The organism is Pseudideonella sakaiensis (genome assembly GCF_048320135.1).
Lineage (GTDB): Bacteria > Pseudomonadota > Gammaproteobacteria > Burkholderiales > Burkholderiaceae_C > Ideonella_A > Ideonella_A sakaiensis_A.
The window spans coordinates 3,669,055-3,693,649 of record NZ_CP182947.1 but is presented as its reverse complement, the minus strand read 5'-3'; the positions used below and the strand labels follow the sequence as shown (position 1 = coordinate 3,693,649).

The 24,595-nt window shown below is 67.5% G+C and carries 18 protein-coding genes; 11 read left to right on the top strand and 7 right to left on the bottom strand.

The features are described from left to right. Positions 1–17 precede the first annotated feature (17 nt). The 4 genes from folE2 to ACNH6H_RS16880 all read right to left on the bottom strand — a co-directional run bounded on the left by folE2 (position 18) and on the right by ACNH6H_RS16880 (position 4,047). Positions 18–809 carry a GTP cyclohydrolase FolE2 gene (gene folE2 / locus ACNH6H_RS16895; protein WP_418319298.1) on the bottom strand — a complete coding sequence of 264 codons (792 nt, stop codon included), beginning with the start codon at positions 807–809 and terminating at the stop codon, positions 18–20. A gap of 115 nt (positions 810–924) precedes the next feature. Continuing rightward, positions 925–2,859 (bottom strand): 1-deoxy-D-xylulose-5-phosphate synthase, encoded by a 1,935-nt coding sequence (dxs, locus tag ACNH6H_RS16890; RefSeq protein ID WP_418319297.1) that lies wholly within the window; start codon positions 2,857–2,859, stop codon positions 925–927. A gap of 2 nt (positions 2,860–2,861) precedes the next feature. Next, on the bottom strand, positions 2,862–3,749 hold the full coding sequence (locus ACNH6H_RS16885; protein WP_418321376.1) for a polyprenyl synthetase family protein: 888 nt from the start codon (positions 3,747–3,749) through the stop codon (positions 2,862–2,864). A 55-nt stretch (positions 3,750–3,804) separates the two neighbouring features. Beyond that, the gene (locus tag ACNH6H_RS16880; RefSeq protein WP_418319296.1) at positions 3,805–4,047 is read right to left on the bottom strand and encodes an exodeoxyribonuclease VII small subunit; all 243 of its coding nucleotides are present in this window, start codon (positions 4,045–4,047) and stop codon (positions 3,805–3,807) included. 278 nt (positions 4,048–4,325) lie between these two features. On the opposite strand from ACNH6H_RS16880, the gene ACNH6H_RS16875 reads away from it, so the two are divergent. The 5 genes from ACNH6H_RS16875 (at position 4,326) to ACNH6H_RS16855 (ending at position 9,750) form a co-directional block, all read left to right on the top strand. Then, positions 4,326–5,447 carry an aromatic ring-hydroxylating oxygenase subunit alpha gene (locus ACNH6H_RS16875; RefSeq protein WP_418319294.1) on the top strand — a complete coding sequence of 374 codons (1,122 nt, stop codon included), beginning with the start codon at positions 4,326–4,328 and terminating at the stop codon, positions 5,445–5,447. Beyond that, positions 5,444–6,304, top strand: a complete 861-nt coding sequence (locus tag ACNH6H_RS16870; RefSeq protein ID WP_418319293.1) for a sulfurtransferase — start codon at positions 5,444–5,446, stop codon at positions 6,302–6,304. The genes ACNH6H_RS16875 and ACNH6H_RS16870 overlap by 4 nt, the downstream gene beginning before the upstream one ends. A gap of 122 nt (positions 6,305–6,426) precedes the next feature. Next, positions 6,427–6,861, top strand: coding sequence for a universal stress protein (locus ACNH6H_RS16865; protein WP_418319292.1), 435 nt, complete (start codon positions 6,427–6,429; stop codon positions 6,859–6,861). A gap of 37 nt (positions 6,862–6,898) precedes the next feature. Further along, positions 6,899–8,503, top strand: a complete 1,605-nt coding sequence (locus ACNH6H_RS16860; RefSeq protein WP_418319290.1) for a serine/threonine-protein kinase — start codon at positions 6,899–6,901, stop codon at positions 8,501–8,503. Continuing rightward, positions 8,500–9,750, top strand: a complete 1,251-nt coding sequence (locus ACNH6H_RS16855) for an OmpA family protein (RefSeq protein ID WP_418319289.1) — start codon at positions 8,500–8,502, stop codon at positions 9,748–9,750. The genes ACNH6H_RS16860 and ACNH6H_RS16855 overlap by 4 nt, the downstream gene beginning before the upstream one ends. Before the next feature lie 15 nt (positions 9,751–9,765). Here ACNH6H_RS16855 and ACNH6H_RS16850 read toward each other — a convergent pair whose 3' ends face one another. Continuing rightward, positions 9,766–10,638 carry a dienelactone hydrolase family protein gene (locus ACNH6H_RS16850; protein WP_418319287.1) on the bottom strand — a complete coding sequence of 291 codons (873 nt, stop codon included), beginning with the start codon at positions 10,636–10,638 and terminating at the stop codon, positions 9,766–9,768. 85 nt (positions 10,639–10,723) lie between these two features. Between ACNH6H_RS16850 and ACNH6H_RS16845 the strand changes: the two genes are divergently transcribed. The 6 genes from ACNH6H_RS16845 (at position 10,724) to ACNH6H_RS16820 (ending at position 22,029) form a co-directional block, all read left to right on the top strand. Next, positions 10,724–12,274 carry an exopolyphosphatase gene (locus ACNH6H_RS16845; protein WP_418319285.1) on the top strand — a complete coding sequence of 517 codons (1,551 nt, stop codon included), beginning with the start codon at positions 10,724–10,726 and terminating at the stop codon, positions 12,272–12,274. Positions 12,275–12,446: 172 nt separating this feature from the next. Then, complete coding sequence (locus ACNH6H_RS16840) at positions 12,447–14,063, top strand: ShlB/FhaC/HecB family hemolysin secretion/activation protein (protein ID WP_418319284.1); 1,617 nt, start codon at positions 12,447–12,449, stop codon at positions 14,061–14,063. Positions 14,064–14,104: 41 nt separating this feature from the next. Further along, positions 14,105–20,263, top strand: coding sequence for a YDG domain-containing protein (locus tag ACNH6H_RS16835; protein WP_418319282.1), 6,159 nt, complete (start codon positions 14,105–14,107; stop codon positions 20,261–20,263). After that, complete coding sequence (locus tag ACNH6H_RS16830; protein WP_418319280.1) at positions 20,260–20,400, top strand: hypothetical protein; 141 nt, start codon at positions 20,260–20,262, stop codon at positions 20,398–20,400. The genes ACNH6H_RS16835 and ACNH6H_RS16830 overlap by 4 nt, the downstream gene beginning before the upstream one ends. Further along, entirely contained in the window at positions 20,397–20,963 is a 567-nt protein-coding gene (locus ACNH6H_RS16825; protein ID WP_418319278.1) for an OmpA family protein, read from the top strand. Before ACNH6H_RS16830 ends, ACNH6H_RS16825 begins: the two co-directional genes overlap by 4 nt. Before the next feature lie 52 nt (positions 20,964–21,015). After that, positions 21,016–22,029 (top strand): hypothetical protein, encoded by a 1,014-nt coding sequence (locus ACNH6H_RS16820; RefSeq protein ID WP_418319277.1) that lies wholly within the window; start codon positions 21,016–21,018, stop codon positions 22,027–22,029. Positions 22,030–22,058: 29 nt separating this feature from the next. On the opposite strand, the gene ACNH6H_RS16815 is transcribed toward ACNH6H_RS16820, so the two are convergent. Continuing rightward, positions 22,059–24,053: a protein kinase domain-containing protein gene (locus tag ACNH6H_RS16815; RefSeq protein WP_418319276.1), complete on the bottom strand. Its 1,995-nt coding sequence runs from the start codon at positions 24,051–24,053 to the stop codon at positions 22,059–22,061. A gap of 78 nt (positions 24,054–24,131) precedes the next feature. After that, positions 24,132–24,593: a SixA phosphatase family protein gene (locus ACNH6H_RS16810; protein ID WP_418319275.1), complete on the bottom strand. Its 462-nt coding sequence runs from the start codon at positions 24,591–24,593 to the stop codon at positions 24,132–24,134. Between the last annotated feature and the right edge of the window lie 2 nt (positions 24,594–24,595).

Genomic DNA, 24,595 nt, shown 5'->3' with positions numbered 1-24,595 from the left:
GCGGCGCCGCCCGTCGATCAGGTCCGTTCGATGCGGGCAAACGCCGAATGGGCGTGGATCGACTCGAAATTCTCGACGTCGACGCGGTAGCGGCCAACCCGCGCGTCGGCATTCAGGCGCAGCGCAACGTCACGGACCAGGTCCTCGACGAATTTCGGGTTCTCGTAGGCGCGCTCGGTGACCCATTTCTCGTCGGCGCGTTTCAGCATCGGCCAGATCTCGCTCGACGCGCTGTCCTCGGCAAAACGGACCAGTTCGGTCCACGGCAGCTCGTCGAGCAGTTCGACACGCAGCGTCACATGCGAACGCTGGTTGTGTGCGCCATAGTCCGAGATCTCCTTCGAACACGGGCACAGGCTCTTGACCGGGACGACGACCTCGGCCCAGACGGTCGTTGCTGAAGCGTGCGTCTCGACGATCCAGCGGCCCTGGTATTCGAGCAGGCTCTCGACCCCCGATACCGGCGCGCGCTTGCGCAGAAAGAACGGGAAGCGCGCCTCGATGCGGCCGGCCTCGGCGTGCAGCAGATCGAGCATTGCCGCCATCCGCTGGCGCAGCATCGCCGCGTCGAGCGGTTCGGTCAAACCATCGAGCCAGGCAACGAAGCGGCTCATGTGCGTGCCCTTCTGCTGCGCCGGCAACGCCACGTCGAGGTCCCATTGCGCAACCGTCGCGAGCACCGCGCTGCCCAGCCGCAACGCCATCGGATAGCGGACGTCCTTGATGCCAACCCGCTGGATCGCGAGGTGGCGTTCGTCCCGTTCACTCTGGGTGTCGGGAATGTGCAGGACGTCTTTCAGGTTGCTCATGGAATCACTTGGTCTTGAACCGCGCCGGCGTCGCGAGACGCGAGCATGACATCAAACGCCCGGGCATGTGCCGGCAAGGACTTGAATGCAGCCGACGAATCGCCTCAATGCCCGGTCAGTGGTTGACCGCCGGTCGCACGCCGGCGCTGGCGACCAATGTCGGCCGCGCTGCAAAACGCTTGCGGATCGATTGTTCGATGCCGTGCGCGTCGAGGCCGCACTGCGCCAGCAGGCTTGGCGTATCGCCGTGTTCGACATAACGATCAGGCAGGCCGAGCTGCAGCGTCGGCATCGCGAGCCCGGCGGCGGCCAGCGTTTCCAGCACCGCACTGCCGGCTCCACCCATCACGCAGCCTTCCTCGATCGTCACCAGCGCATCGTGGGTGCGCGCCAGTTCGAGCACCAGCTCGCTGTCGATCGGCTTGACGAAACGCATGTTGGCGACCGTCGCATCGAGCCGTTCGGCGGCCTCCAGCGCCGGGTACAGCAGCGTGCCAAAGGCGAGGATCGCGATCCGCTGCGTGTTGCCACCTTCGGCAATGCCGCTGCTGCGGCGGATCTCGCCCTTGCCGAACGGCAGGCTGTCGAGGCCGGACTCGACCTCGATGCCGACGCCGCTGCCGCGCGGATAACGCACCGCGACCGGATGGTCCTGTTCGAATGCGGTCGACAGCAGCTGCCTGCATTCGCGTTCGTCGGCCGGCGCCAGCACACTGAGGTTCGGAATGCAGCGCAGATAGGCCAGGTCGTAGGCGCCGGCATGGGTCGGGCCGTCGGCGCCGACCAGGCCGCTGCGGTCGAGTGCAAAGACGACCGGCAGGTTCTGCAGCGCGACATCGTGGATCAGCTGGTCGTAGGCGCGCTGCAGGAAGGTCGAATAGATCGCGACGACCGGTTTCAGTCCCTCGCAGGCGAGCCCGGCGGCAAACGTCACCGCATGCTGCTCGGCGATGCCGACATCGTGGTAGCGCGACGGAAAGCGTCGTTCGAACTCGACCATGCCCGAACCCTCGCGCATCGCCGGCGTGATGCCGATCAAGCGCTGGTCCTTCTCGGCCATGTCGCACAACCAGTCGCCGAATACCTTCGTGAAGGTCGGCTTGCCGGGTTTGCTCGGCGGGAAGCCGAGCGCCGGATCGAACTTGCCCGATGCCGCGTGGTATTTGACCGGATCGGCCTCGGCGAGCTTGTAGCCGTAACCCTTCTTGGTCACGACATGCAGGAACTGCGGCCCCTTCATCTGGCGCAGGTTCTGCAGCGTCGGCACCAGCGAGTCGAGGTCGTGGCCGTCGATCGGTCCGACATAGTTGAAGCCGAACTCCTCGAAGATCGTGCCCGGCACAACCATGCCCTTCGCATGCTCCTCGAGCCGGCGCGCCAGTTCGAACAGCGGCGGCGCATTTTTCAGCACCGTCTTCGCGGTGTCGCGGGCGGCGGCATAGAACTTGCCGCTCAGCAGCCGGGCCAGGTAGCGGTTCAACGCACCGACCGGCGGCGAGATCGACATGTCGTTGTCGTTCAGCACGACCAGCAGGTCGGCCTGGCCGCTCGCATGCGGCATGCCGGCATTGTTCAGCGCCTCGAAGGCCATGCCGGCGGTCATCGCGCCGTCGCCGATCACCGCGATCGCGCGCCGGTCCTCGCCTTTCAGCTTGGCGGCCAGCGCCATGCCGAGCGCAGCCGAGATCGACGTCGACGAGTGCGCGGTGCCGAAGGTGTCGTATTCGCTTTCGTCGCGACGCGGAAACCCGCTGATGCCGCCGAGCTGGCGGATCGTTCCCATCAGATCGCGCCGACCGGTCAGGATCTTGTGTGGATAGGTCTGATGGCCGACATCCCAGACCAGCCGGTCGTGCGGCATGTTGAACACATGGTGCAGTGCGACGGTCAGCTCGACGGTGCCGAGGTTGGACGACAGATGGCCGCCGGTCTGGGCAATGCTCTGCAGCAGGAAGGCACGCAGTTCGGTGGCCAGTTGCTGCAGTTGCAGCCGGTCCAGCCGGCGCACATCGGCCGGGCTGGCTATCGTCTGGAGGAGCGGGTAGGTCATCTTCAGCTGTCTCTTTCAACCACCTTGTCGGCGAGCAGGCGCAGGCACTCGGTATTGGCCAGGCCACTGTCGCTCAGGGCCGCATGGGCGGTGTCGCGCAGTTCAAGCGCATGGCGCATCGCGGCTTCGAGGCCGAGCACGCTGACATAAGTCGGCTTGTTGGCGCCGACATCCTTGCCCGCGGTCTTGCCGAGCGTCTCCGAGGCCTGGGTCACGTCGAGCACATCGTCGACGACCTGGAATGCGAGGCCGATCGCCTCGCCGTATCGCTCGAGCCCGGCCAGCCCGGCGCGATCGAGCTCGCCGCAGGCCGCGCCCATCAGCACGCTGGCCCGCAGCAGCGCCGCCGTCTTGCGGTGGTGCATGTCGCGCAGCGAAGACTCGTCGAGCGGCAGCCCGACACTGGCAAGGTCGATCGCCTGACCACCGGCCATCCCGGCATGGCCGGCCGCACGCGCGAGCAGGCCGCACAGCCGGGCCTGCAAGGCCGGCGGCATGCCGTCGTCCGGCGTCAACACCTCGAACGCCAGCGCCTGCATCGCATCGCCGGCAAGCATCGCCTGCGCCTCGCCGAACTTGACGTGCACGGTCGGTTTGCCGCGGCGCAGCACATCGTTGTCCATGCACGGCATGTCGTCGTGGACCAGCGAATAGGCGTGGATCAGTTCGACCGCGCAGCTCGCGCGCAACGCCGCTTCGCGGTGTCCGTCGGTCGCTTCGGCAGCGGCCATCACCAGCAACGGCCGCAGACGCTTGCCGCCATCGAGCACGCCATATCGCATCGCATCGCCGAGCCCGGCCGGTGCGCTGTTCGGCACCCACTGCTGCAAAGCCGCTTCGACGGCGACGAGCCGGCTGTCGATCCAGGCATCGAATTCGCGCTTGTTCATCATGGTGACCGGATTGCCGCCGACGATTGCGGGCATCGGCCGGCATCAACTGCCCTCATGCACCGCTCCACGGCTTCAGTTGTCCATCCTCGAGCAGCCTGACCTGCTGCTCGACCGCATCGAGCCGGCTGCGGCAGATCGCCATCAGTTCGGCCCCGCGCCGATAGGCATCGAGCAGCTTGTCCAGCGGCATCTGACCACCTTCCATCGCGGCGACCAGACGCTCCAGTTCGGCCAGAGCATCCTCGTACGAAGGCTCGGGCGTGGCGTTTGCGGGGTCTGAACTCGTCTTTGCCATATCGTGGAATAAACCCTGCATTGTAGTCAGCCGCACGGACGCCTCCCCCGCCTTTGCACCCCGCTGGCGATGTGGCTTGTCGCGGGCCGGGTACAATCCGCGGCCCTGCTTGCTGCCTCGGCAGCGCAGCGGTTCGGTCCATCCGATCACGGTCAGCCTGCTTTCTCCGGCAAGGCGCCACGGGTGGAGTCGGCCCATCCTTGGCCAGGATGCAACGGTAATCCCGGAATCCTCCAAGGGGCGGCGGTTCGACATTGGAAATGGAGATCCCGGAGATCATGTCCGACCTGAGCATCAGCCTGGACGCACTCGCACGCAGTCGCTCTCAACTTTCCGTCAACACCTATTTCGACGCGGACATCTACGCGCACGAGATGGAGCGCATCTTCGAGTCCGCTCCGCGATATCTCGGGCACGAACTGTCGGTGCCCGAACTGGGCGACCACCACACGCTGGTCCAGGAAGGCGAAGGGCGCGCGCTCGTGCGCACACGCAACGGTGTCGAACTGATCTCGAATGTCTGCCGGCACCGCCAGGCACTGATGCTGCGCGGACGCGGCAATACCCGCGAGCACATCGTCTGCCCGCTGCACCGCTGGACCTACGACCTGCAGGGCCAGCTGGTCGGCGCGCCGCATTTTGCCGACGATCCCTGCCTGAACCTGCGCAACTATCCGGTGCAGACCTGGAACGGCATGGTGTTCGAGCGCCGCCCGGGCAGCCGCGACGTCGCCGCCGACCTGGCCGGGCTCGGGCCGCGCAATGACCTCGACTTCAGCGGCTTCGTCTTCGACCATGCGCAGATGCACGAGTGCGACTACAACTGGAAAACCTTCATCGAGGTTTATCTGGAGGACTACCACGTCGCGCCATTCCATCCGGGGCTTGGTCAGTTCGTCAGCTGCGAGGATCTGCGCTGGGAGTTCGGTCGCCACCATTCGGTCCAGACGGTCGGCACCAACAATGCACTGGCCAAGGCCGGCTCGGCCGCCTATCGGCGCTGGCACGAGGAGATCCTGAAGTTCCGCGGCGGCGTTGCGCCGTCGCATGGCGCGATCTGGCTGACCTACTACCCGACCGTGATGGTCGAGTGGTATCCGCATGTGCTGGTCGTCTCGACGCTGTTCCCGAAGGGACCGCAGAAGACGCTGAACCTGGTCGAGTTCTTCTATCCTGAAGAGATCGCGGCTTTCGAACGTGAACTGGTCGAAGCCGAACAGGCCGCCTACTGGGAGACTTGCCAGGAGGACGACGAGATCGCAATGCGGATGGATGCCGGTCGCAAGGCGCTGCTCGAGCGTGGCGACAACGAGTTCGGCCCTTACCAGAGCCCGATGGAGGACGGCATGCAGCAGTTCCACGAGTGGTATCGCAAGGCGATGGCGGGGCTGCGGGTATGAGCGCCGGCTCGCCGCTGGTGACGGCGGCGCAGCTCGCGCAGGCGCTCGCGGCCGAGCCTCGGCCGGTCGTCATCGACGTCTCGTTCGACCTCGCCGACCCGGCTGCCGGCGAGCGCGAGTACCGCTCGGCCCATATTCCTGGTGCGTTCTACCTGCACCTCGAACGCGACCTGTCCGGCCCGAAGACTGCTGCAGGCAGGCCGTTCCGCGGCCGCCATCCGCTACCCGACATCGACGAGTTTGCCGCCACCGTCGGCCATTGCGGCATCGTGCCGTCGAGCCGGGTCGTCATCGTCGACCGGCAAGGCGGAATGATGGCCGCGCGCGCCTGGTGGCTGTTGCGCTGGCTCGGCCACCGCGATGTTGCGGTGCTCGATGGCGCGATGGCCGCCTGGCGGGCTGCCGGAGGCGAACTGGAAAGCGGCGATCAGCCGCCGCATGATGCTGCGCCCTACCCGCACCAGGGTGCGGCGATGCCGACGATCGATGCTGCCGGCCTGCTCGAGGTGCTCGGCCGGCGCCCGCTCGTCGATGCGCGTGCGCCGGAGCGCTTCCGTGGCGAGGTCGAGCCGCTCGATGCGCGGGCCGGGCACATCCCCGGCGCGCGCAACCGCTTTTTCAAGGACAACCTCGACAGCGACGGCCGTTTCAAGGATGCGGCGCGACTGCGCGCCGATTTCGAGCCGATGCTCGGCGGGCGCGCGCCCGCCGAACTGGTTCACCAGTGCGGATCCGGCGTCACCGCCTGCCACAACCTGCTCGCGATGGAAGTGGCCGGGATGCACGGCTCAAGCCTTTATCCGGGTTCCTGGAGCGAATGGTCGGCTGACCCGACGCGGCCGGTTGCCACCGGCTGAGGCAGATCCCACCGCCGCCCGCCAGCCGGGCGTGCGGATTGGTCGGATATTTGGCAGCCGCGGCAACGCAGTGCACACTGCACCAGCAAACCGGCATCCTGCCAGGTCTCGATGGAGGTCCCATGTTCAAGCGCATCCTGATCCCGACCGACGGTTCTGAAATCACCGGCAAGGCAGTCAATACCGCGATCGGGCTGGCCCGTTCGCTCGGCGCCCGCATCGACGCGATCAGCGTCAAGGAACCCTTCCCGTACAGCGCCATCTCGGAGATGCAGCCGACACCGCCACAGGAGTTTTTCGACGCCCAGGAACGCATCGCCAGCCAGCGTGTCGCGGCCGTCGTCGAGGAATGCAAGCAGTGCGAGGTCGCGTGCGAAGGCTTTACCGTCGAGGCGCTGCATCCGTGGGAGGCGATCATCGACCATGCCCGCACCCACCACTGCGACCTGCTGGTGATGGCCTCACATGGCCGACGCGGCGTCACCGCGCTGCTGCTCGGCAGCGAGACGCAGAAGGTGCTGACCCACTCGACGATACCGGTGCTCGTCGTGCGCTGACGCCGGCGCCAGCCGGTCTTTCCCGTATCCTCGCCGGGTGAGCGACGATCAGCCCCGGCTCGGCAAATACGACATCATCCGCACCCTTGGCCAAGGCGCCATGGGTGTGGTCCATGAGGGCTTCGATCGCATCATCGAGCGCCGGGTCGCGATCAAGACGATGCGCACCATCGATCTTGATCCGGACGAAGCCGAGGAGCAGCTGCGCCGTTTCCTGATCGAGGCGCGCGCCGCCGGCAAGCTGAACCATCCGAATATCGTCAGCCTGTACGACCACGGCGAACAGGACGGTACCGTCTATCTGGTGATGGAACTGGTGGTCGGCCGCGAACTGCAGCAGTGGTTCGACGACGGCCGCCGCTTCACGCTCGACGAGACGGTGCGGCTGATGGGCGAGTTGCTGGCCGCGCTCGGATATTCGCATCGGCATGGCGTGATCCACCGCGACGTCAAGCCGGCCAACATCTTCCTTACCGAATCGGGCAGCCTGAAACTCGGCGATTTCGGCATCGCCCGCATCGAGTCGTCGAACAAGACCCGCGCCGGCCTGGCGCTCGGCACGCCGACCCACATGGCGCCGGAACAGATCCGAGGCGAAACCGCCGATGCGCGCTCCGACCTGTATGCGGCCGGTGTCGTGCTGTTCCAGCTGCTGACCGGCAGCCGGCCGTTCGCCGGCACGATGTTGTCGATGGCGCTGAAGGTGCTGAACGAGCCGCCGCCGCTGCCATCGACGATTGAAGCCGGGCTGCCGCCGGCACTCGATGCGGTCGTGATGAAGGCGCTGGCAAAAACCGCCGACCAGCGTTACCAGAGCGCCGACCTGTTCTGGCAGGACCTGCAGCAGGCGACCGGCCATCCGTCGCTCACCGGCTCGGTGCCCGCTCAGGCCACGGCAACCGTGGCGCTTGCGAGCCCGCTGCCGAGCCCTGCCCCTGCCCCGGCACCACTGCCAACAGCCGGCGCGGCGGCGCCAGCCGCGACAGCCGACGCTGGACCCGATCGTCGTGCCGCGACGACCGCCAGCGCAGCCAGCATTGCCGCCGACGACGCTGGCGGTGGCCGTCGGCCGGCGGTCTGGCTGAGCGGTGCTGCCGCCGCGGCACTGCTGATCGGCGCGCTCTGGTGGTGGTTGAGCAAAGGCCAGACGTCGACGCCGCGGTCGGCCCTGCCGGCTGCGAGCCAGCCGCCAGCGCCGGTCGATGGCGGCACCGTGGTCGTACCAGCCCCGGCCGCAACGCCAGAGCCGCAGATCGCAAAGCCCGCCGAGCCGGCACCGGCCAGCCCGCCGGACAGGCAGGCGACGGCGCCGCCGACTGCCGCCCCACAGGCTGTCGCGCCGCCTGCGGAGGTATCGGCTCCGCCACCGCCGGCACCTGCAAGTGTCGCCAAACCGGCAGCGCCCACTCCGCCGCCCGCGCCGGCAAAAAAACCGGAACCGGAACCGGAACCGGAGCCGGAGCGCCGCGCCGCGCGGCCTGCTGCGCCGGCGCCGGCGCCCGCACCGGCACGCACCGAAGCCGCGCCGGCACAGGCGGCCAGGGCCGTCTTGCCGGCCAGGTGCAGTGATATCCTGATGAAAGCCTCGCTCGAGCCGTTGACGACCGAGGAAAGCAGCTACCTCAGAAGGGAATGCCAATGACCGATGTTGCATCGCCGTCGCATCGTTGCCCCACCCCGGTGGCCCGCCCGTTGAAGCCGGCTGCAATGTGGCTGGTCGTGCTGGCGCTGTTTGCCGCGCTGCTCGCCGGCTGCGCAGCGCCACCTCCGCAGGCGGTCGCGATCAGCGAGGAGTTGCCGTTCGATCAGGCGATCGACAAGGCAACCGAAGCGCTGCTGGCGCAGACGCAGAAGCTGCCCGGCGTGCTGGCCACGCTCGACAGCAAGCTGAACAAGCGCGGCGTCGTGCTCGACCCGATGATCGACGCCGGCTCCGGCCAGCAGACCGCCGCGACCCAGGTTTTCGAGCGACGCGTCGTCGCGCAGATCGAATCACGCCATCCGCAGTTCGAGGTCCTGCCGTTCAAGGCGGCCAACCTGAGCCGATCGCAATACCTGCTGACCGGCACGATGACGCGCCAGCCGGCCGCGCAGAAGCGCTCGGTATTCCTGCTCAATCTCGCACTGACCGATCTGAAGACCGGCAATGTCGTCGCCCAGGCCTCGGCCCGCGCGCGTGACCAGGGTGTCGACACGACGCCGCTGCCGTATTACCAGGACAGTCCGATCCTGCTGAAGGACAAGGTCATCGACGGTTATGTGCGGACCACCGCGACCGCGCCCGGCCAGCCGGCCGACCGCAGCTACTTCGAGCGGATCAGCACCGCGACGCTGGTCAACGATGCCACCGAGGCCTACAACGCCGGCCGCTACCAGGACGCGCTCGGCCAATACCGCGCCGCGCTCGCGACCCCGGCCGGCGAGCAGCTGCGGGTGTTGAACGGCATTTATCTTGCCAGCTGGAAACTCGGCCGCAACGCCGAGGCCGAGCAGGCTTTCGGCAAGGTCGTCGCGCTCGGCATCGCGCACAACCAGCTCGGTGTCAAATTCCTGTTCAATCCGAACAGCACCGAATTCTGGTCGGACAGCCGGATCAGCGGCGCCTATGGCATGTGGCTGCGCCAGATCGCGCGCGAGGCGGTCAATGCCAAGGTCTGCATGGACGTCGTCGGCCACACCAGCAATTCGGGCCCGGAAGAGCTGAACGACGCGTTGTCGCTGCGCCGCGCCAGCCATGTCCGGCAGTTGCTCGCAAGCGAGGCGCCGTCGCTGGCGCCGCGGATGACGCCGCTGGGCAAGGGCTTTCGCGAAAATATCGTCGGCACCGGCACCGACAATGCCGCCGATGCGCTCGATCGGCGGGTCGAATTCAAGATCCGGCCGTGCTGAGGTGGATCTCGCGCTTCAGGCAACGCCGTTTCTTCTGAACCAGGCCAGGCAACGCTGCCAGCCGTCTTCTGCCGCCGGCTTGCGGAAGCTCGGCCGGTAGTCGGCATGGAAGGCGTGCGGCGCGTCGGGATAAACGACGAATTCCGACTGCCTGGCTGCCGCACTGCCATTGGCCAGCGCCTTTTTCATCTGCTCGACGGTATCGAGCGGAATGCCGGCATCGGCAGCACCATACAGGCCGAGCACCGGCCCGTGCAACTTGCCGGCGACATCGACCGGATGGCGCGGCGTCAATGGCGTCTGCGACCCGACCAGCCGTCCGTACCAGGCGACGCCGGCTTTCACCGCCGGGTTGTGCGCGGCATATAACCAGGTGATGCGGCCGCCCCAGCAGAAGCCGGTGATGCCGAGCTTGCTTACATCGGCCTGCTGCGCCTTCGCCCATGCGACGGTGGCGTCGAGGTCGGCCATCACCTGCTCGTCCGGAACCTTGTTGATCACCTCGCTGAGCAGCTTGCCGATCTCGCCGTAGGACTGCGCATCGCCCTGGCGGACGAACAGCTCCGGCGCAATCGCCAGGTAGCCCTGCCGCGCGAAGCGGCGTGCCACATCGGCGATGTGCTCGTGCACGCCGAAGATTTCCGAAATCACCAGCACCACCGGCAAGCCGGTCTTGCCGGCCGGCGCCGCGCGGTAGGCCGGCATCTTGAAATCGCCGACCGGGATCGTGACCTCGCCGACCAGCAGCCCGTCAGACGGTGTATTCACCGTCTGTGCGGCGACCGGCATCACCGCAGCGGCAAAGCCGCTGCCGACCGCCGTCTGCACGAATCGGCGGCGGTTGAATTCACGTCCGGGCAGCAAGCTGTCGAAATCTTTGCGCAACATTTGAAATCCCATCGTTGGAGGTGGAGGAATCCGGCGCCGTCGCGGTCGCAGACAGCGACCGCGATTTTGCGTCGACAATCCGCCGATGCAAGCAACCGCCGCCACCCAGCCGCTCGAGGCGAGTTCCCGTTGGCCGGATCAGCTCGCCGCGATCGACATCGGTTCGAACAGCTTCCGGCTCGAGATCGCGCAATTGAAGGATGGCCGCTATCGGCGCATCGACTATCTGAAGGAAACGGTGCGCCTTGGCGCCGGCCTCGATGGTGCGGGCATGCTGACCGAGTCTGCGGCCGAACGCGGCCTCGCATGCCTGCGCCGCTTCGCCGATCGGCTGGAGGGCTTTGCATCGCAGCAGATCCGGGCGGTGGCGACGCAGACGCTGCGCGAAGCGCGCAACCGCGACGCCTTCCTCGGCCGCGCCGCACAGGTGCTCGGCCACCCGGTCGAGGTGATTTCCGGCCGCGAAGAGGCGCGGCTGATCTATGCCGGCGTCGCGATGCTGCAGGCCTCGAACCAGCCGCGGCTGGTCGTCGACATCGGCGGCCGTTCGACCGAGATGATCCTCGGGCGCGGCCGGCGGCCGATCCGCGCCGAGTCGTTCCAGATCGGCAGCGTCGGCCTGTCGCTGGCCTATTTCGAGGATGGCCGCTTCAGCGAGGCGGCCTTCCGAGCCGCGCAGATCGCTGCCGGCGCCGAACTCGAGGAGGCGCTCGAGCCATTCGGCCGTGACCACTGGCGTGAGGCCCTTGGTTCGTCCGGAACCGTCGGCGCGGTCTCGCAGGTGCTGAGCGCCAATGGCGTGACCGATGGCAGCGTGACGCCGGACGGCCTGCGCTGGCTGATCGAGCAATGCCTGCGCGCCGGCAAGGCCGATCGGCTGTCGTTGCCCGGACTGAAGGACGAGCGTCGCGCGGTGATTGGTGGCGGTGTGTCGATTCTTTATACGCTGGCAACCCATTTCGGCATCGACGCACTGCAACCTGCGCGCGGCGCGTTGCGCCAGGGCGTGATCTTCGATCTGGCCGACCGCCTCGATGCGGCCCGCGGCCGGTTCTCCGGCGAGCCCGGCCAGGACATCCGCGACCTGTCGGTGGCCGAGCTGCAACGGCGCTTTCGCATCGATGTCGCCCATGCCGAACGTGTAGCAGCGGTTGCCGATGCCTTGTATGGCACCGTTGCCGCCGAGGACGATGCGGACCAGTTGCTCGAGTCGCGTCGCGATCTGGGTTGGGCCGCGGCGTTGCACGAGATCGGCATGATGGTCTCGCACCACGACCACCACCGCCACAGCGCCTATCTGCTCGCCCATGTCGATGCGGCCGGCTTCTCGCAGTCGCAGCAACGGCGGCTTGCCGATCTGCTGCTCGGCCAGCGCGGCGGCTTGCGCAAGATCGATGCACAGCTTGCCAGCGAGCGGTTTGCCTGGCAGACGTTGTGCCTGCGGCTGGCGATCATCAAATGCCACGCGCGCGGCGAAATCGATCCGCATGCGATCCGGCTGCGGCGCGAGGGCGCCCATGCGCTGCTCCATTTCAGGCACGGCTGGGCGGGCACCCATCCGCGCACGCTGTTCCTGCTGCAGCAGGAGGTTGCGACCTGGCAGCGTGGCCCGATCGACCTGCGCATCGCCGACTGAGGCCTGCGTTTTGCCGCGCCCGGGCTGAGCCGTTGACCAGCGGCGGCAATCGGCGGCGAGCGCAACCCTGGGGGCTTGTCGGGTTGCGGTAACCGGGCTATGGTCAGGCCGCATCGGCTGACGCCGCAGGTCCTGCCGACCGGCCTTTCCGCATTCCGCTTCAGGAGCCTCGATGAGCCAACCGTTGGTAAGCAGCTGCCACTCCCGTCATCTTGCGGCGCTGCTGGTTTTCAGTTCGGCGATGCCGGTGCTGGCTCAGCCGGCGCAGACACCAAGGATCGAGGTCCGATCGTTCAAGGTCAACGGCAATACCCTGCTCAACGATGCGCGGATCGCCGCGGTGCTCGAACGCTACAAGGGCTCACGAAGCTTCGAGGAGCTGAAGCAGGCGGCATTTGCGGTGCAGGCGCTGTACCGCGACGCCGGTTATGGTGCGGTGGTCGCCTTCGTGCCCGAGCAGACGCCGGTCAACCAGCAGGTCGAGATCACAGTCATCGAAGGTCGGCTGGCGCGCATCAATGTCGACGGGCAGAAGCAGTTCAGCAAGGACAACATCCTTGCCAGCCTGCCATCGCTGACGACCGGCCAGACGCCACGCGTGCGCGAGATCGATGCGCAGATCCAGCTCGCCAACGAAAACCCGGCGAAACAGATCGAGGTGTTGCTGCAGCCGGGTGAGCAGGCCGGCCAGGTCGACGCCAATATCCAGGTCACCGAGCAGCCGGTCAGCCGCTTCAGCATCGGGCTGGACAACACCGGCAATTCGAATACCGGCCGGCTGCGCGCCACTTTCGGTTACCAGCATGCCAACCTGTTCGGCCGCGATCACGTGCTGGCGCTGCAGTTGCAGATCGCGCCCGAAAAGCTCGAAGCGGTGAAGGTCGTCAGCGCCAACTACCGGGTGCCGCTGTACCGGCTCGGCATGGCGATCGATGCCTATGCGGCCTATTCCGATGTCGACGGCGGCACCAATGCCACCGCAGCCGGGCCGCTGCAGTTTTCCGGCCGCGGCCAGATTGCCGGTGTGCGGGTCACGAAATACCTGCCGCGCTTCGGCGAGATCGATCACCGCGTGATCGTCGGCCTCGACAACCGCGACTACATCAACAACTGCAACATCGTCGGCCTGCCCGCCGGCGCCTGCGGCAATGCCGGCGAAAGCGTCTCGGTGCAGCCGCTGGCGATCGAATATGTGCTGCAAAAAGGCGGGCCGACCCGCTTCGGCGCATCGATCGGCCTGCAGCACAACCTGCATCTCGGCGGCCGTGACGGCGATGCGGCGCAGTTCCAGAAGGTCAGGCCGGGTTCGAAGCCGCGCTATACGACACTGCGCTTCGGCTTTTTCGGCGCGACGCCGGTCGCCGAGGACTGGCAGCTGCAGGCGCGGCTGGTCGGCCAGGCCACCGACGATGCGCTGGTGCCCGGCGAACAGTTCGGCATCGGCGGGGCTTCGTCGGTGCGCGGCTACGACGAACGCGAGATCACCGGCGACAGCGGCGCCGCCGCGGCACTCGAGTTGTACAGCCCGGAGCTGGCAAAGATGGTCGGCATGGACCGCGGCACGCTGCGTTTGCTCGGTTTTCTCGACGCCGGCTGGGTGTCGAACCGGCTTGGCACGCCGTGCCGCGTCAATCAGTCGGAATGCCGGCTGGCATCGGCCGGCATCGGCATCCGCTACGGCGCAGGTCCATTGCAGGCGCGGCTCGATGTCGCCTATACGTTCAAGCCCGGGCTGCGCACCGCACGCCACGACACCCGGGCTCATTTTTCAGTCAGCTACAGTTTTTGATCGGAGCGTCCGCGTCCGATCGCGCAGTCAACGAGGATGTCATGAACGCCCAAGACCGCCACCGCAACACCCGCCAGTCGATGACAAGCAGCGGCAGTTTGCGCAGGCGGTATGCGCTGCGGCCGCTGGTGATCGCGCTGGCCGGCGCCTCGCTGCTGTCGCTGCCTGGCCTCGCGGTCTCGCCAGCGCAGGCCCAGGCCGGTCTGCCAAGCGGGATGAGCGTGGCCCATGGCCAGGCGCAGGCGGCGGTCAACGGCCAGCAGATGACGGTCACCAACTCGGCCAACAGCATCCTGAACTGGCAGAGCTTCTCGATCGGCAACAAGCACGGCGTTCATTTCGCGCAACCGGACAGCACAAGCCAGGTGCTGAACCGCGTCGTCGGCAACGACCCGTCGGCGATCCTCGGCAGCCTGTCGAGCAATGGCCGGGTCTGGCTGCTCAATCCGCATGGGGTGCTGTTCGGGCAGAACGCACGGGTCGACGTCGGCGGCCTGGTGACCTCGACACTGCGGCTGAACGACGTCGACTGGCTGAACGGCCGCTTCAATTTTTGGTCGGCCCATGGTGATCCAACGGCGAGCATCGTCAACCAGGGCGAACTGCGCAGCAGCCTCGGCGGGCGCATCGTGCTGCTCGGCGGCAGCGTCCGCAACGAGGGCCTGATCGAAGCGCCGGACGGCCAGGTGATGCTGGCGGCAGGCCGCAGCATCGATCTCGTCGATACCGGCTCGCCGAATCTGCAGCTGCGCGTCACCGCACCCGATGGCGAGGCCCTGAACCTCGGCACCCTGGCGGCCGCCGGCGGGCGGATCGATGTCCATGGCGCAGTCGTCAACCAGCGCGGCATCGTCCGTGCCGACGGCTTCGCGACCAATGCGGCCGGCGAAGTCGTGATCCGCGCCAGCGAACAGGCCAACCTGGCCGCCGGCAGCGTCACCAGCGCGTCCGGTGGCAGCGGCGGGCGCTTGCAGATCGACGCCGGCGCGGCCGGCACGGCGATGATCGGCGGCGACGTCGCGGCGACCGGCAGCGAAGGCAGCGGCGGCGACGTGCGCCTGCTCGGCCGCCAGGTCGGCGTCGTCGACGCCGCGCGGGTCGACGCCTCCGGCAGCGCCGGCGGCGGCCAGGTGCTGGTCGGCGGCGGCCGTGAAGGCAAGGATCCGACGGTACGCAATGGCGAGGCGGTCTACGTCGGCAGCGGCGCGACGATCAGCGCCGATGCGACGCAGCGCGGCCACGGTGGCCACATCATCCTGTGGAGCGACCAGGCGACGCGCGCCTATGGCAGTTTCAGCGCGCGTGGCGGCAGCTCCGGCGGCAACGGCGGCTTCATCGAGACCTCCGGCGGCTGGATCGACGTGCGACCGGCCCGCATCGACGCATCGGCGATCGCCGGCCTGGCCGGCACCTGGCTGCTCGACCCGTTCAATATCCTGATCACCGATGCCGCGACGACAGGCGTCACGACCACGCCGCCACCGCCTCCGCCACCACCGCCCGATCCGGTGACCTTCACCGCCTCCGACAATGGCGCCAGGATCAATTCGGCAGACATCCGCGCTGCGCTGAACAACGGCAACAGCGTGATCGTTTCAACCGGCACCAGCGGTTCGGAGCCCGGCGACATCACGCTGCGCAATGCGGACATCAATGTGGCGCCGAACATTCCGGTCAGCTTCAGCCTGAATGCTGCTCGGCATATCCTGATCGACGCCGGCAGTTCGATCACCAGCACCGGCCGCGGCCTGTCGGTCAACCTGAATGCAGCCCGCAGTGGCGTCGGGGTCGTGCATGTCAATGCTTCAACGATCCGGACCAACGGTGGCAACCTGGTTGCGGGTGGGACAGGATTCACGTCGACAAGTGTTTTTGAAAACTACGGCATCCAGATCTCGTCTTCGACGATCGACAGCGGCGCCGGCAACATCAATCTGATCGGCACTTCGACAGGCACCGGCGCAATCGGCCCGATCGGAGTTTTCCTCAACGTCGCCACGCTGACAGGGCGCGACCTGGGCATCCGTGGCAACGCCGACCCGGGCGGCAGTGGCGGCTCCGCCTGGGGCGTTCTTTTCAGCGGCGGTGGCAGCACCACGGCGACCCACTCACTCGACATCGTCGGCAACAGCAGCGGCATCGGTGTCAGGGCAGTAAATACCGCCCTCCGTGTGGCGCCAGCGAGCGTTGACCCGAGCGCATCCCTCGTCATCAACGGCACGTCCGCATCGAAGACCCACGGCATCGACATAGCCGGGCAATACGGCGGCAGCCTGACGGCCTCCAACGGTGCGTCGATGACGCTGGTTGGCCGCCATGCCGGCGGCGAAACTGCGTCGTTGAATCTGAGCGACGGCCTGATGGTCGGCGACGCCACCGGTGGGGCCGCCAGCTTCACCGCGAACTCGCCCGCGGTGATCGACGCGTCGGTCCACATTGGTGGCCCGTTCACGCTGTTCGCCGACGATGTGACGATCCGGCCCGGGACCAGCGTCCGCTCCGATGCGACCGGCGACGCGATCATCATTGCCGGCAAGAGTGGGCCGAATACGGTCCGCTTCGTCAACGAAAATGCCGGCTGCTGTGCGCTGATCGCACCGAACGGCCGCTGGCTGATCTTCGGCCAGAACACGACGGCGCTGATGCCCGGCGGCCTGGTCCACGACTTCAGGCAATACAACGCCCGCTTCGGCACGCCGAATCCGCTGACGCCGGCGACCGGCAACGGGCTGATGTATTTCGAGGCGCCGGTCGTCACCGTCACCGGCCCGAATGCCCAGAAAACCTACGACGGCACGACGACGATCGCGCTGCCCGGCGGCCTCGTCTTCAACGGCCAGCGCAACCTCGATGCGCCGACCGTCGCTGCCGGCGCAACCGGCGACTTCGACAACAAGAACGCTGGCAATGCAAAGCCGATCACGATTGCACCGGGCGCGGTGACTTTCCGCGACACCACCGGCAAGCCGGTGATCGGCTATACGCTGAACAGCCAGTTGCTCGGCGACATCCTGCGCAAGGCGGTGACGCTGGCCGGCGTGGCCGCGCAGAACAAGGTCTACGACGGCAATACGATCGCCATCGTCACCGTTGCCGGCCTGAACGGCCTGGTCGGCGCCGAGACGCTGACGACCAATGCGACCGGCAACTTCGACAACAAGGACGTCGGCAGCAACAAGATCGTCAATGTCGCTGCATCGCTGGCCGATGGCGGCGGCGGTGGCATTGCCAGCAACTACGAGCTGAATCCGAATGTCGCGACGACGACCGCCGACATCACCCGGCGCCAGCTTGGCGGCACCGTCAGTGCCGCCAACAAGGTCTACGACGGCAACAACACGGCCACCGTCACGCTCACCGGGCTGACGAACCTGGTCGGTGGAGAAACACTGACGATCACGACCAGCGGCAATTTCGACACCAAGGATGTCGGCAATGCGAAGCCGGTTGCGGCCGTCATCGTGCTCGCCAACGGCAGCGGTGGTGGCCTCGCCGGCAACTACATCGCACCACCGGTGGGCACGCCGCGCGCCGACATCACGCCGGCGCCGTTGACGGTGACCGCCAACAATGCCAGCAAGACCTTCGGCACGACGCTGGTCTTCAACGGAACCGAATTCACGACTTCGGCATTGCAGGCCGGCGAAACCGTCGGCCGCGTCGACCTGACGAGCGCCGGCGCCGCCAGCACCGCATCGGTGGCTGGCGGGCCTTATCCGATCATTCCGAGCAATGCGCGCGGCGGAACCTTCGATGCGCGCAATTACGACATCCGTTATGTCAACGGTGTGCTGGTCGTCAACCCGACCGCGCTGAATGCGGTGCTGGCCAGCATCGTCGGCAACCCGACCAAGACCTACGATGGCAGCGACGCGGCGACCTTGTCGCCGGGCAACTACGCATTGAGCGGCTTCATCGGCAGCGACAACGCCTCGGTCGTGCAGACCAATGGCCGCTATGACAGTCCGAATGCCGGCAACCGCACCGTCACCGTCGTATTGACCGGCGCCAGCTTCGTGCCGGTCGGCACGACCGATCTGAACAACTATGTGCTGCCGACAGCGGCCAGCGGCCCCGGCACGATCGTGCCGAAACCGCTGACCGTCGCCGGCATCAGCGCCAACAACAAGACCTATGACGGCAGCGTCGCGGCAACGCTGAGCAACAGCGGCGCGCTGGTCGGCCTGGTCGGCGCGCAGACGCTGGTGCTGAGCAATACCGGCGCGCGTTTCGATACCAAGGATGCCGGCACCGGCAAGCCGGTCACGGTCGACGGCCTGGCCATCGCCGACGGCAGCGGCAGCGCTTCGAACTACCGGCTGGCATCGAATACCGCGACGACCACCGCCGACATCAACCGGCGCCAACTCGGCGGCAGCTTCAGCGCCGCGGACAAGGTTTACGACGGCACGACAACCGCCGCCGTCACGTTGATCAACCTCAGCAACCTGGTCGGCAGCGAGACGCTGAACACGACGACGAGCGGCAATTTCGACAACCGCAATGTCGGCAACAACAAGCCGGTCAGCGTCGTCGTCGTGCTCGCCAACGGCGGCAGCGGCGGCCTGGCGGCCAATTATCTGCCGCCTACCGGCAGCACGACGGCATCGATCACGCCGGCGACGCTGACCTATGTCGCGGATCCGGCCAGCAAGCTGATCGATGCGCCGCTGCCGCCGCTGAGCGGCCGCGTCGACGGCTTTGTCGGCGGCGACAACCAGGGCAATGCAACGACCGGCACGCTGGTCTTCACGACACCGGCCACGCAGGCCTCACCGGTCGGGCGATATCCGATCAACGGCGGCGGGCTGGCGGCGCAGAACTACGGCTTCACGCAGGCGGCGTCGAATGCCACCGCGTTGTCGGTGACCGGCGTCGCTCGCCGCGACATTCAGGCCGACGAGTCCGGCAGCAAGGTTGCGCTGAGCCGTTCGCTGGCAGCGGTCGCGCCGCCGCCGGTATTCTCCAGCCCAGCCGAAGGCAGGGTCCACGATGTGATCCAGACACTGCGCGGCGAATTCCTCGGCCGCGGCGCCTTGTTCCGCGCGATACCGGTCGAGCAGATGTCGCAGGATGCGCTGACCAGCCTGCTGGCCGCGCGCGACCAGTACAAGAAAGCCTTGTTCGCCGAAGCGATCCGCGCACTCGAGCGCAACCCGGCGCTGGCCGACGTGCCGGCCTGCACGACGATCCAGGAAGTCGACAACGGCACCTGCCTGATCACCGAGGACCTGAAGCGCCAGCTGCGAGCCCGACGCGATGCGTTGCGGATCACCGCTGCACCACCGCCGGCAACGCCGACGCCATCGCCAGCGGTGCCGTCAGCGCCGGCGCCCGCGCCGGCTGCACCGGCAGCACCAGCGGTCGAGATTCCGGCCGCGCAGCCGCGCGAGGCGGTTGGCCTGGCACCGGCAATCGAGCCGCCGCGGCCGCTGTTCACGCGGCGTGTGCGCAGCGCCGCGCTGCCGCAGATCCAGCGCAAGATCGCGGTCGTGATCGGCGTCAACCGCTACTCGGACCGGCGCATCCCGCAGCTCGAGAATGCGGTGGGTGATGCGCGCGCGATCGGCCAGCTGCTCGAGAATCAGCTTGGTTATGAAACCGTCGTGCTCGAGAACGCCGGCAAAGTGGATGTCGTTCGCACGCTGAACCGGCTCGCGGTCGAACTCGATCCGACCGATTCGGTCGTCGTCTACTACGCCGGCCATGGCGAATTGATCGAGGCCACCGGCATCGGCTACTGGCAGCTCTCCGACAGCGTCGCGACGCGCCCCGAAACCTGGATGTCGAACGCCGACATCTCGCGGCTGATCGGCCGCATCAATGCCGATCAGGTGGCGCTGATCTCCGACAGCTGCTATTCGGGATCGCTGGTCGACGAACGGATCCGGGCCCGCCCCGGCCAGGTCGATCCACAGCAGGTGCTGGCGAAAAAGACCGTTGTCGTGATGTCATCGGGCGGCAATGAGCCGGTTTTCGACGAAGGCAAGAATGGTCATTCGCCGTTTGCCTACAACCTGATGCGCAACCTCGAGCAGGTTGCGGCCTGGCAGGCCGGCGGCAATGTGTTCGAGCGTGTGCGCTTCGCGGTCGCCCGCGAGCTGCCGCAGCGGCCGTTGTACGGTTCGGCATCGGCTGCCGGCCACCAGCCTGGTGGCGACTACCTGTTCGAGCAACGCCAGCTCGACTCACGGCAATGAGCGACGTGCTGCCGTATTCCGTGACCAAGCGGCGTTTTTCCCGCCTTTCCCGCGTCGCCGGGTGCGCCTTCGTGGCGCGCAGCGGCATCGGGGTTCACAATTTTGTTCTGTCTTCTATCTGGAAGAGGTCGTCATGAACCGTTTGTTGATTGCTTTGCTGGGCGGCCTGGTCGCTGCCCTTGTGCCCCTGCATGCCCATGCACAGGATGTCATTCTGAAAGGTTCGCAGGTCACCGAATCGGCGTTGATCGATGCGCTGGCGGTCGAAGGCCCGCAAGGGCCGGCCGGCGCGAAGACCCGCGGCTTCGCCGCAGCCCGCCCATCGTCACCCGGAACGCCGGCGCCGAAGCCCGGCCCGGGCAAGGCCAGCCTGCTGATCACCTTCGAAACCAATTCATCCGAGTTGAGTTCGGAAACGATGGCAACGCTGGATGTGCTGGCGCGCGCGCTGCAGTCCGACACGCTGGCCGGCTTCACCTTCAAGGTCGAAGGTCACGCCGATCCGCGTGGCGATGCGGCGCAGAACCTGCTGCTGTCGCAGCAGCGCGCGGAGTCGGTCGCCAGATACCTGGTGAACAAGCATGCGATCCTGCCCGAGCGCCTCGATCCGGTCGGCAAGGGTTCGTCCGAACTGATGAACCGCAACCGCATCGACGCACCGGAGAACCGCCGCGTCACCATCGTTACCGTGAAGGGCTGACGCTTACGCGCGACGGCATCGCGACGGCCGAGCCTGATCGGCGCCGATCCGGATGACCGAACCGAAGCGCCCCGCGAAGCCGCCGATCCCGGTCCTGGTCCGCGCGGGGGCAGTCTGGGCCATCGTTGCCGTTGTCGCGGTCCTGCTGGCGGCGCTGACCTGGATCTGGCTGTCGTTCAGCCAACCAGCCGGAGCGCCGCCTGCGCCGCCGGGTCCGGCGCCTGCCACCGGCCTGCAATCGCAGCCGCCGGCCGCCTCAGCAGCCGAAACTGTCGCGTATCGCGCGATGCTGAGCGGCCGTTCGGCCGACTGGCGGGTGATGCGGCTGGCAGAAAATCCGCGCATCCTGGTGATCGAATTTCCCGATCTGACGTCGCAGGGCCAGGCCTTCAACCGGCTTGCCGCATTGATCGAGAAGGACAAGGCGCCACGCGACCGAGTGCTGAGCGACGAGGGGCTGGCCCGCTTCATCAGTGAATCAGGCGCCAGCCCCGAAACCTTTTTTTTCGGCCACGACTACACCGCTGACGCGGTGGCCGCCTTCTTCACGCTGGCGGTCAACCAGCAGATCCGGCTCAATCCGGCCGAACTGCGGCTGGGCAATGTGCTGCTGGCGGCAGGCCTGCTGATCGAGCAGAGCGATCGGCTGGTTGCCAACCCCGACCGCCAGGCGGTCGTCAGCTTCACGGCAACCCAGGCCGACAACCCGTCGACGGCGATCGACGAAAGCGTCGACGCCAGGCGGCGCGAAACCATCCTGCGCCACGAACTGAGCCACGGCGAGTTTTTTACCAACCCGGCCTATCGCGATTTCTGCTGGGCCTTTTGGCAGGGCCTGATGGACGACGAGCGCCGCCAGCTGCGCCGCTTCCTCAACGAACAGGGCTACGACCCGCGCAACGAGGAGCTGATGGTCAACGAGGCACAGGCCTTTCTGATGCACACGCCGGATACACGCGTCTTTGGCGCCGACCGCATCGGCATGTCGCCGGCCCGGCTGAGTGAACTGCGGGCCCGCTTCGACAGCGGCCAGCCGGCATCGATCTTCCACCGGATCGACCGCTGACAGCGGCGGCGCGGCCGGCCGCCGCGCTGTCAGCGTACGACGTTGAATTCGATCAATTCCGCGCCATAGGCCTCGGAGCAGTTGCCGCCGGCCGGGCAGACGACCTTGCCGGTATAGATCGAGCCGCCGCCGGTCTGCCACTTCGCAACTTCCTCGGCCGCCGCGCCGGTCGGAAACTGCGTCCATTCGACGATCCGCTTGTTGCCGAGCATGCTGAACTCGCGCGGGTTTTCGGACACGATCACCAGGATCTGGCCGCGCCCCGGCGGCTCGGTCAGCGTCAGCCCGACCGATTGCAGGCCGGTCCTCGGGTCGGTGCGCGGCAAGGTGATCGATTCGCCGGCACGGATCCGGTTCGTCGGCAGCGGCTGGCTCGGCAGGAACAGGATCAGCGCACCGTCCGGCGCGTGGACCAGAACATAAAAATAGCCGTCGCGCCGCGACGTGATCGTCAACGAGATCACGTCGTTCAGGATCTTCACCGTCGGCTTGGTCATCCGCGCCTCGACGCCAAATCCGGGCGTCTGGTTGTTGACGATGCGCTGAAATTCGCCGACCACGCTGAACGGCTGCGGCGGTGCGGCGACCGGCGCAGGCGCAGCTGGCGGCACCGGCGCCACCGCGACCGGCTCCGCCGGTGCAACAGCAGGAGCCGGTGCCGGACTCGGCGGCGCGGCCGGCGTTGCCGCGACCGGCGGCGGCTCGGCGGGTCCGACGGGCGCAGGCGCCGGAGCCGGTCGGCTGAACCACCAGCCGGCGCCACCGGCCACCGCGAGACCGGCCACCGCCAGGCCGATGCCGATCGCCCGGCGGCTGCCCCCCGAAGCAGACGCCGCCGGCTGGCCGCTGCCGGTTGTCGGCGATCCGCTGCGGCCGCCGGCCGGCGGGCTGCCACCGTGATCGGCGGCCGGCGCCGCGCCACCGCCGAGCACCGCGCCGCCGGCGCCGCGGGCCACCGGCGCGAGGCCGAGGTCGGTGCGGAAGGCATCGATGTCGGGCGTGCGGTCGGCCGGCTTGACGGCCAGCGCACGGTCGATCGCCGCGAGAAAACCCGCGCTGTAGCGTCCGACGGCGACCTGCTGCAGCGGCTTGTACTGGTCGTTAAGCAGGCGGCCGACCGCTGCCGGCGGCTTGTTGCCGGTGATCGCGAAATACAGCACCGCCGCCAGTGCATAGACGTCGGTCCACGGGCCCTGCTGCATGCCGGGGACTTCGGCATATTGCTCGAGCGGCGCATAACCCGGTTTCAGGATCACCGTCAGCGCCTGGTTGGCGTCGCCGATGACGCGACGCGCCGCGCCGAAATCGAGCAGCAGCGGCCGCCCGCTGCCGGACAGCAGCAGGATGTTGTCGGGCGCGATGTCGCGGTGGTAACACTGGTTGCCATGCAGCACCGCGAGCGCCTGCGTCAGCGGGTCGAGCAGCCGCATCAGCCAGGCCTCGTCGGGCGGGCCTTCCATCTCGCGAAGTGACTGCTTCAGCGTCGGCCCTTCGTAGAACGGCATCACCATGTAGGCAGTGCCGTTGGCCTCCCAGAAGCGGTGCACCTTGACCAGCGCCGGATGGTCGAACTGCGCCAGCAGCCGGGCCTCGTTGATGAAGCTGTCGAGCCCCTTGCGAAAGGTCTCCTCGTCCTCCGGCGACAGGCTGCTGACCTGCATGCCGCTGGTCCGCTCGGCCAGCGACGACGGCATATATTCCTTCAGCGCCACGCGGCGCTGCAGCGAGTGGTCGAGCGCGAGGTAGACGATGCCGAAGCCGCCCTCGCCGACCACCTGCGTCAGCTCGAACTCGCCGAGGTAGCTGCCGATCGGCAAGGCATTGCCGACCCCTTCGACACCGGAGGCCAGCGAGCCGGCGCTCAAGGTCGGCGTATGCGGATCGCCGCCGGTCGTATCGAGCGGACGCGCGCGCGCGGCTGCTGGCGGCGGTGCCGGCTCGCCGGCCGGCGACGGGGGCGGCGCGCCGATCGGGCGCAGCACGGTTTCGTCGTCGCGGTCGTCGTCGCTGGGCGGGCTGCTCATCAGGCTGTTTCGGCTGTCTGGCGCTGCATCACGAGCATTGTCCCGCATCCAGACCCTGCCGGTCGCAAACCGCGTCGGCTACAGCAGATCGACCGGCTGGACCGCATGCAGCGTGACCTGTGCGACGCCATCGCGCTGGCGGCTGCGCAACCACCACACTGCGCCCTTCTTGACCGCCCAGGGCTGCTCCTGGCCGCACAGCAGCAGGCTCGCGACCAGTCCGAGCGTCGGCTGATGCCCGACGACCAGCACCGGCTCGGCCGATGTCGGCCAGTGCACTGCCCGCAACAGCTCGGCAGGATCGGCACCCGGCTGCAATACGGTGGCCAACTTGTATGGCCGGCCGAGCGGCTCGACGGTCTGCTCCGTGCGCACTGCCGGGCTGACCAGGATCCGGGTGGTGTCGGCCAGCCGGCGGTCCAGCCATTCGGCCATGCGTTGTGCCTGGCGCTCACCCTTGCTCGTCAGCGCGCGTTGCAGATCGGTCAGCCCATCGCGCTGCGGTTCGGCCTCGGCATGGCGCCACAGGATCAGGTCCATCG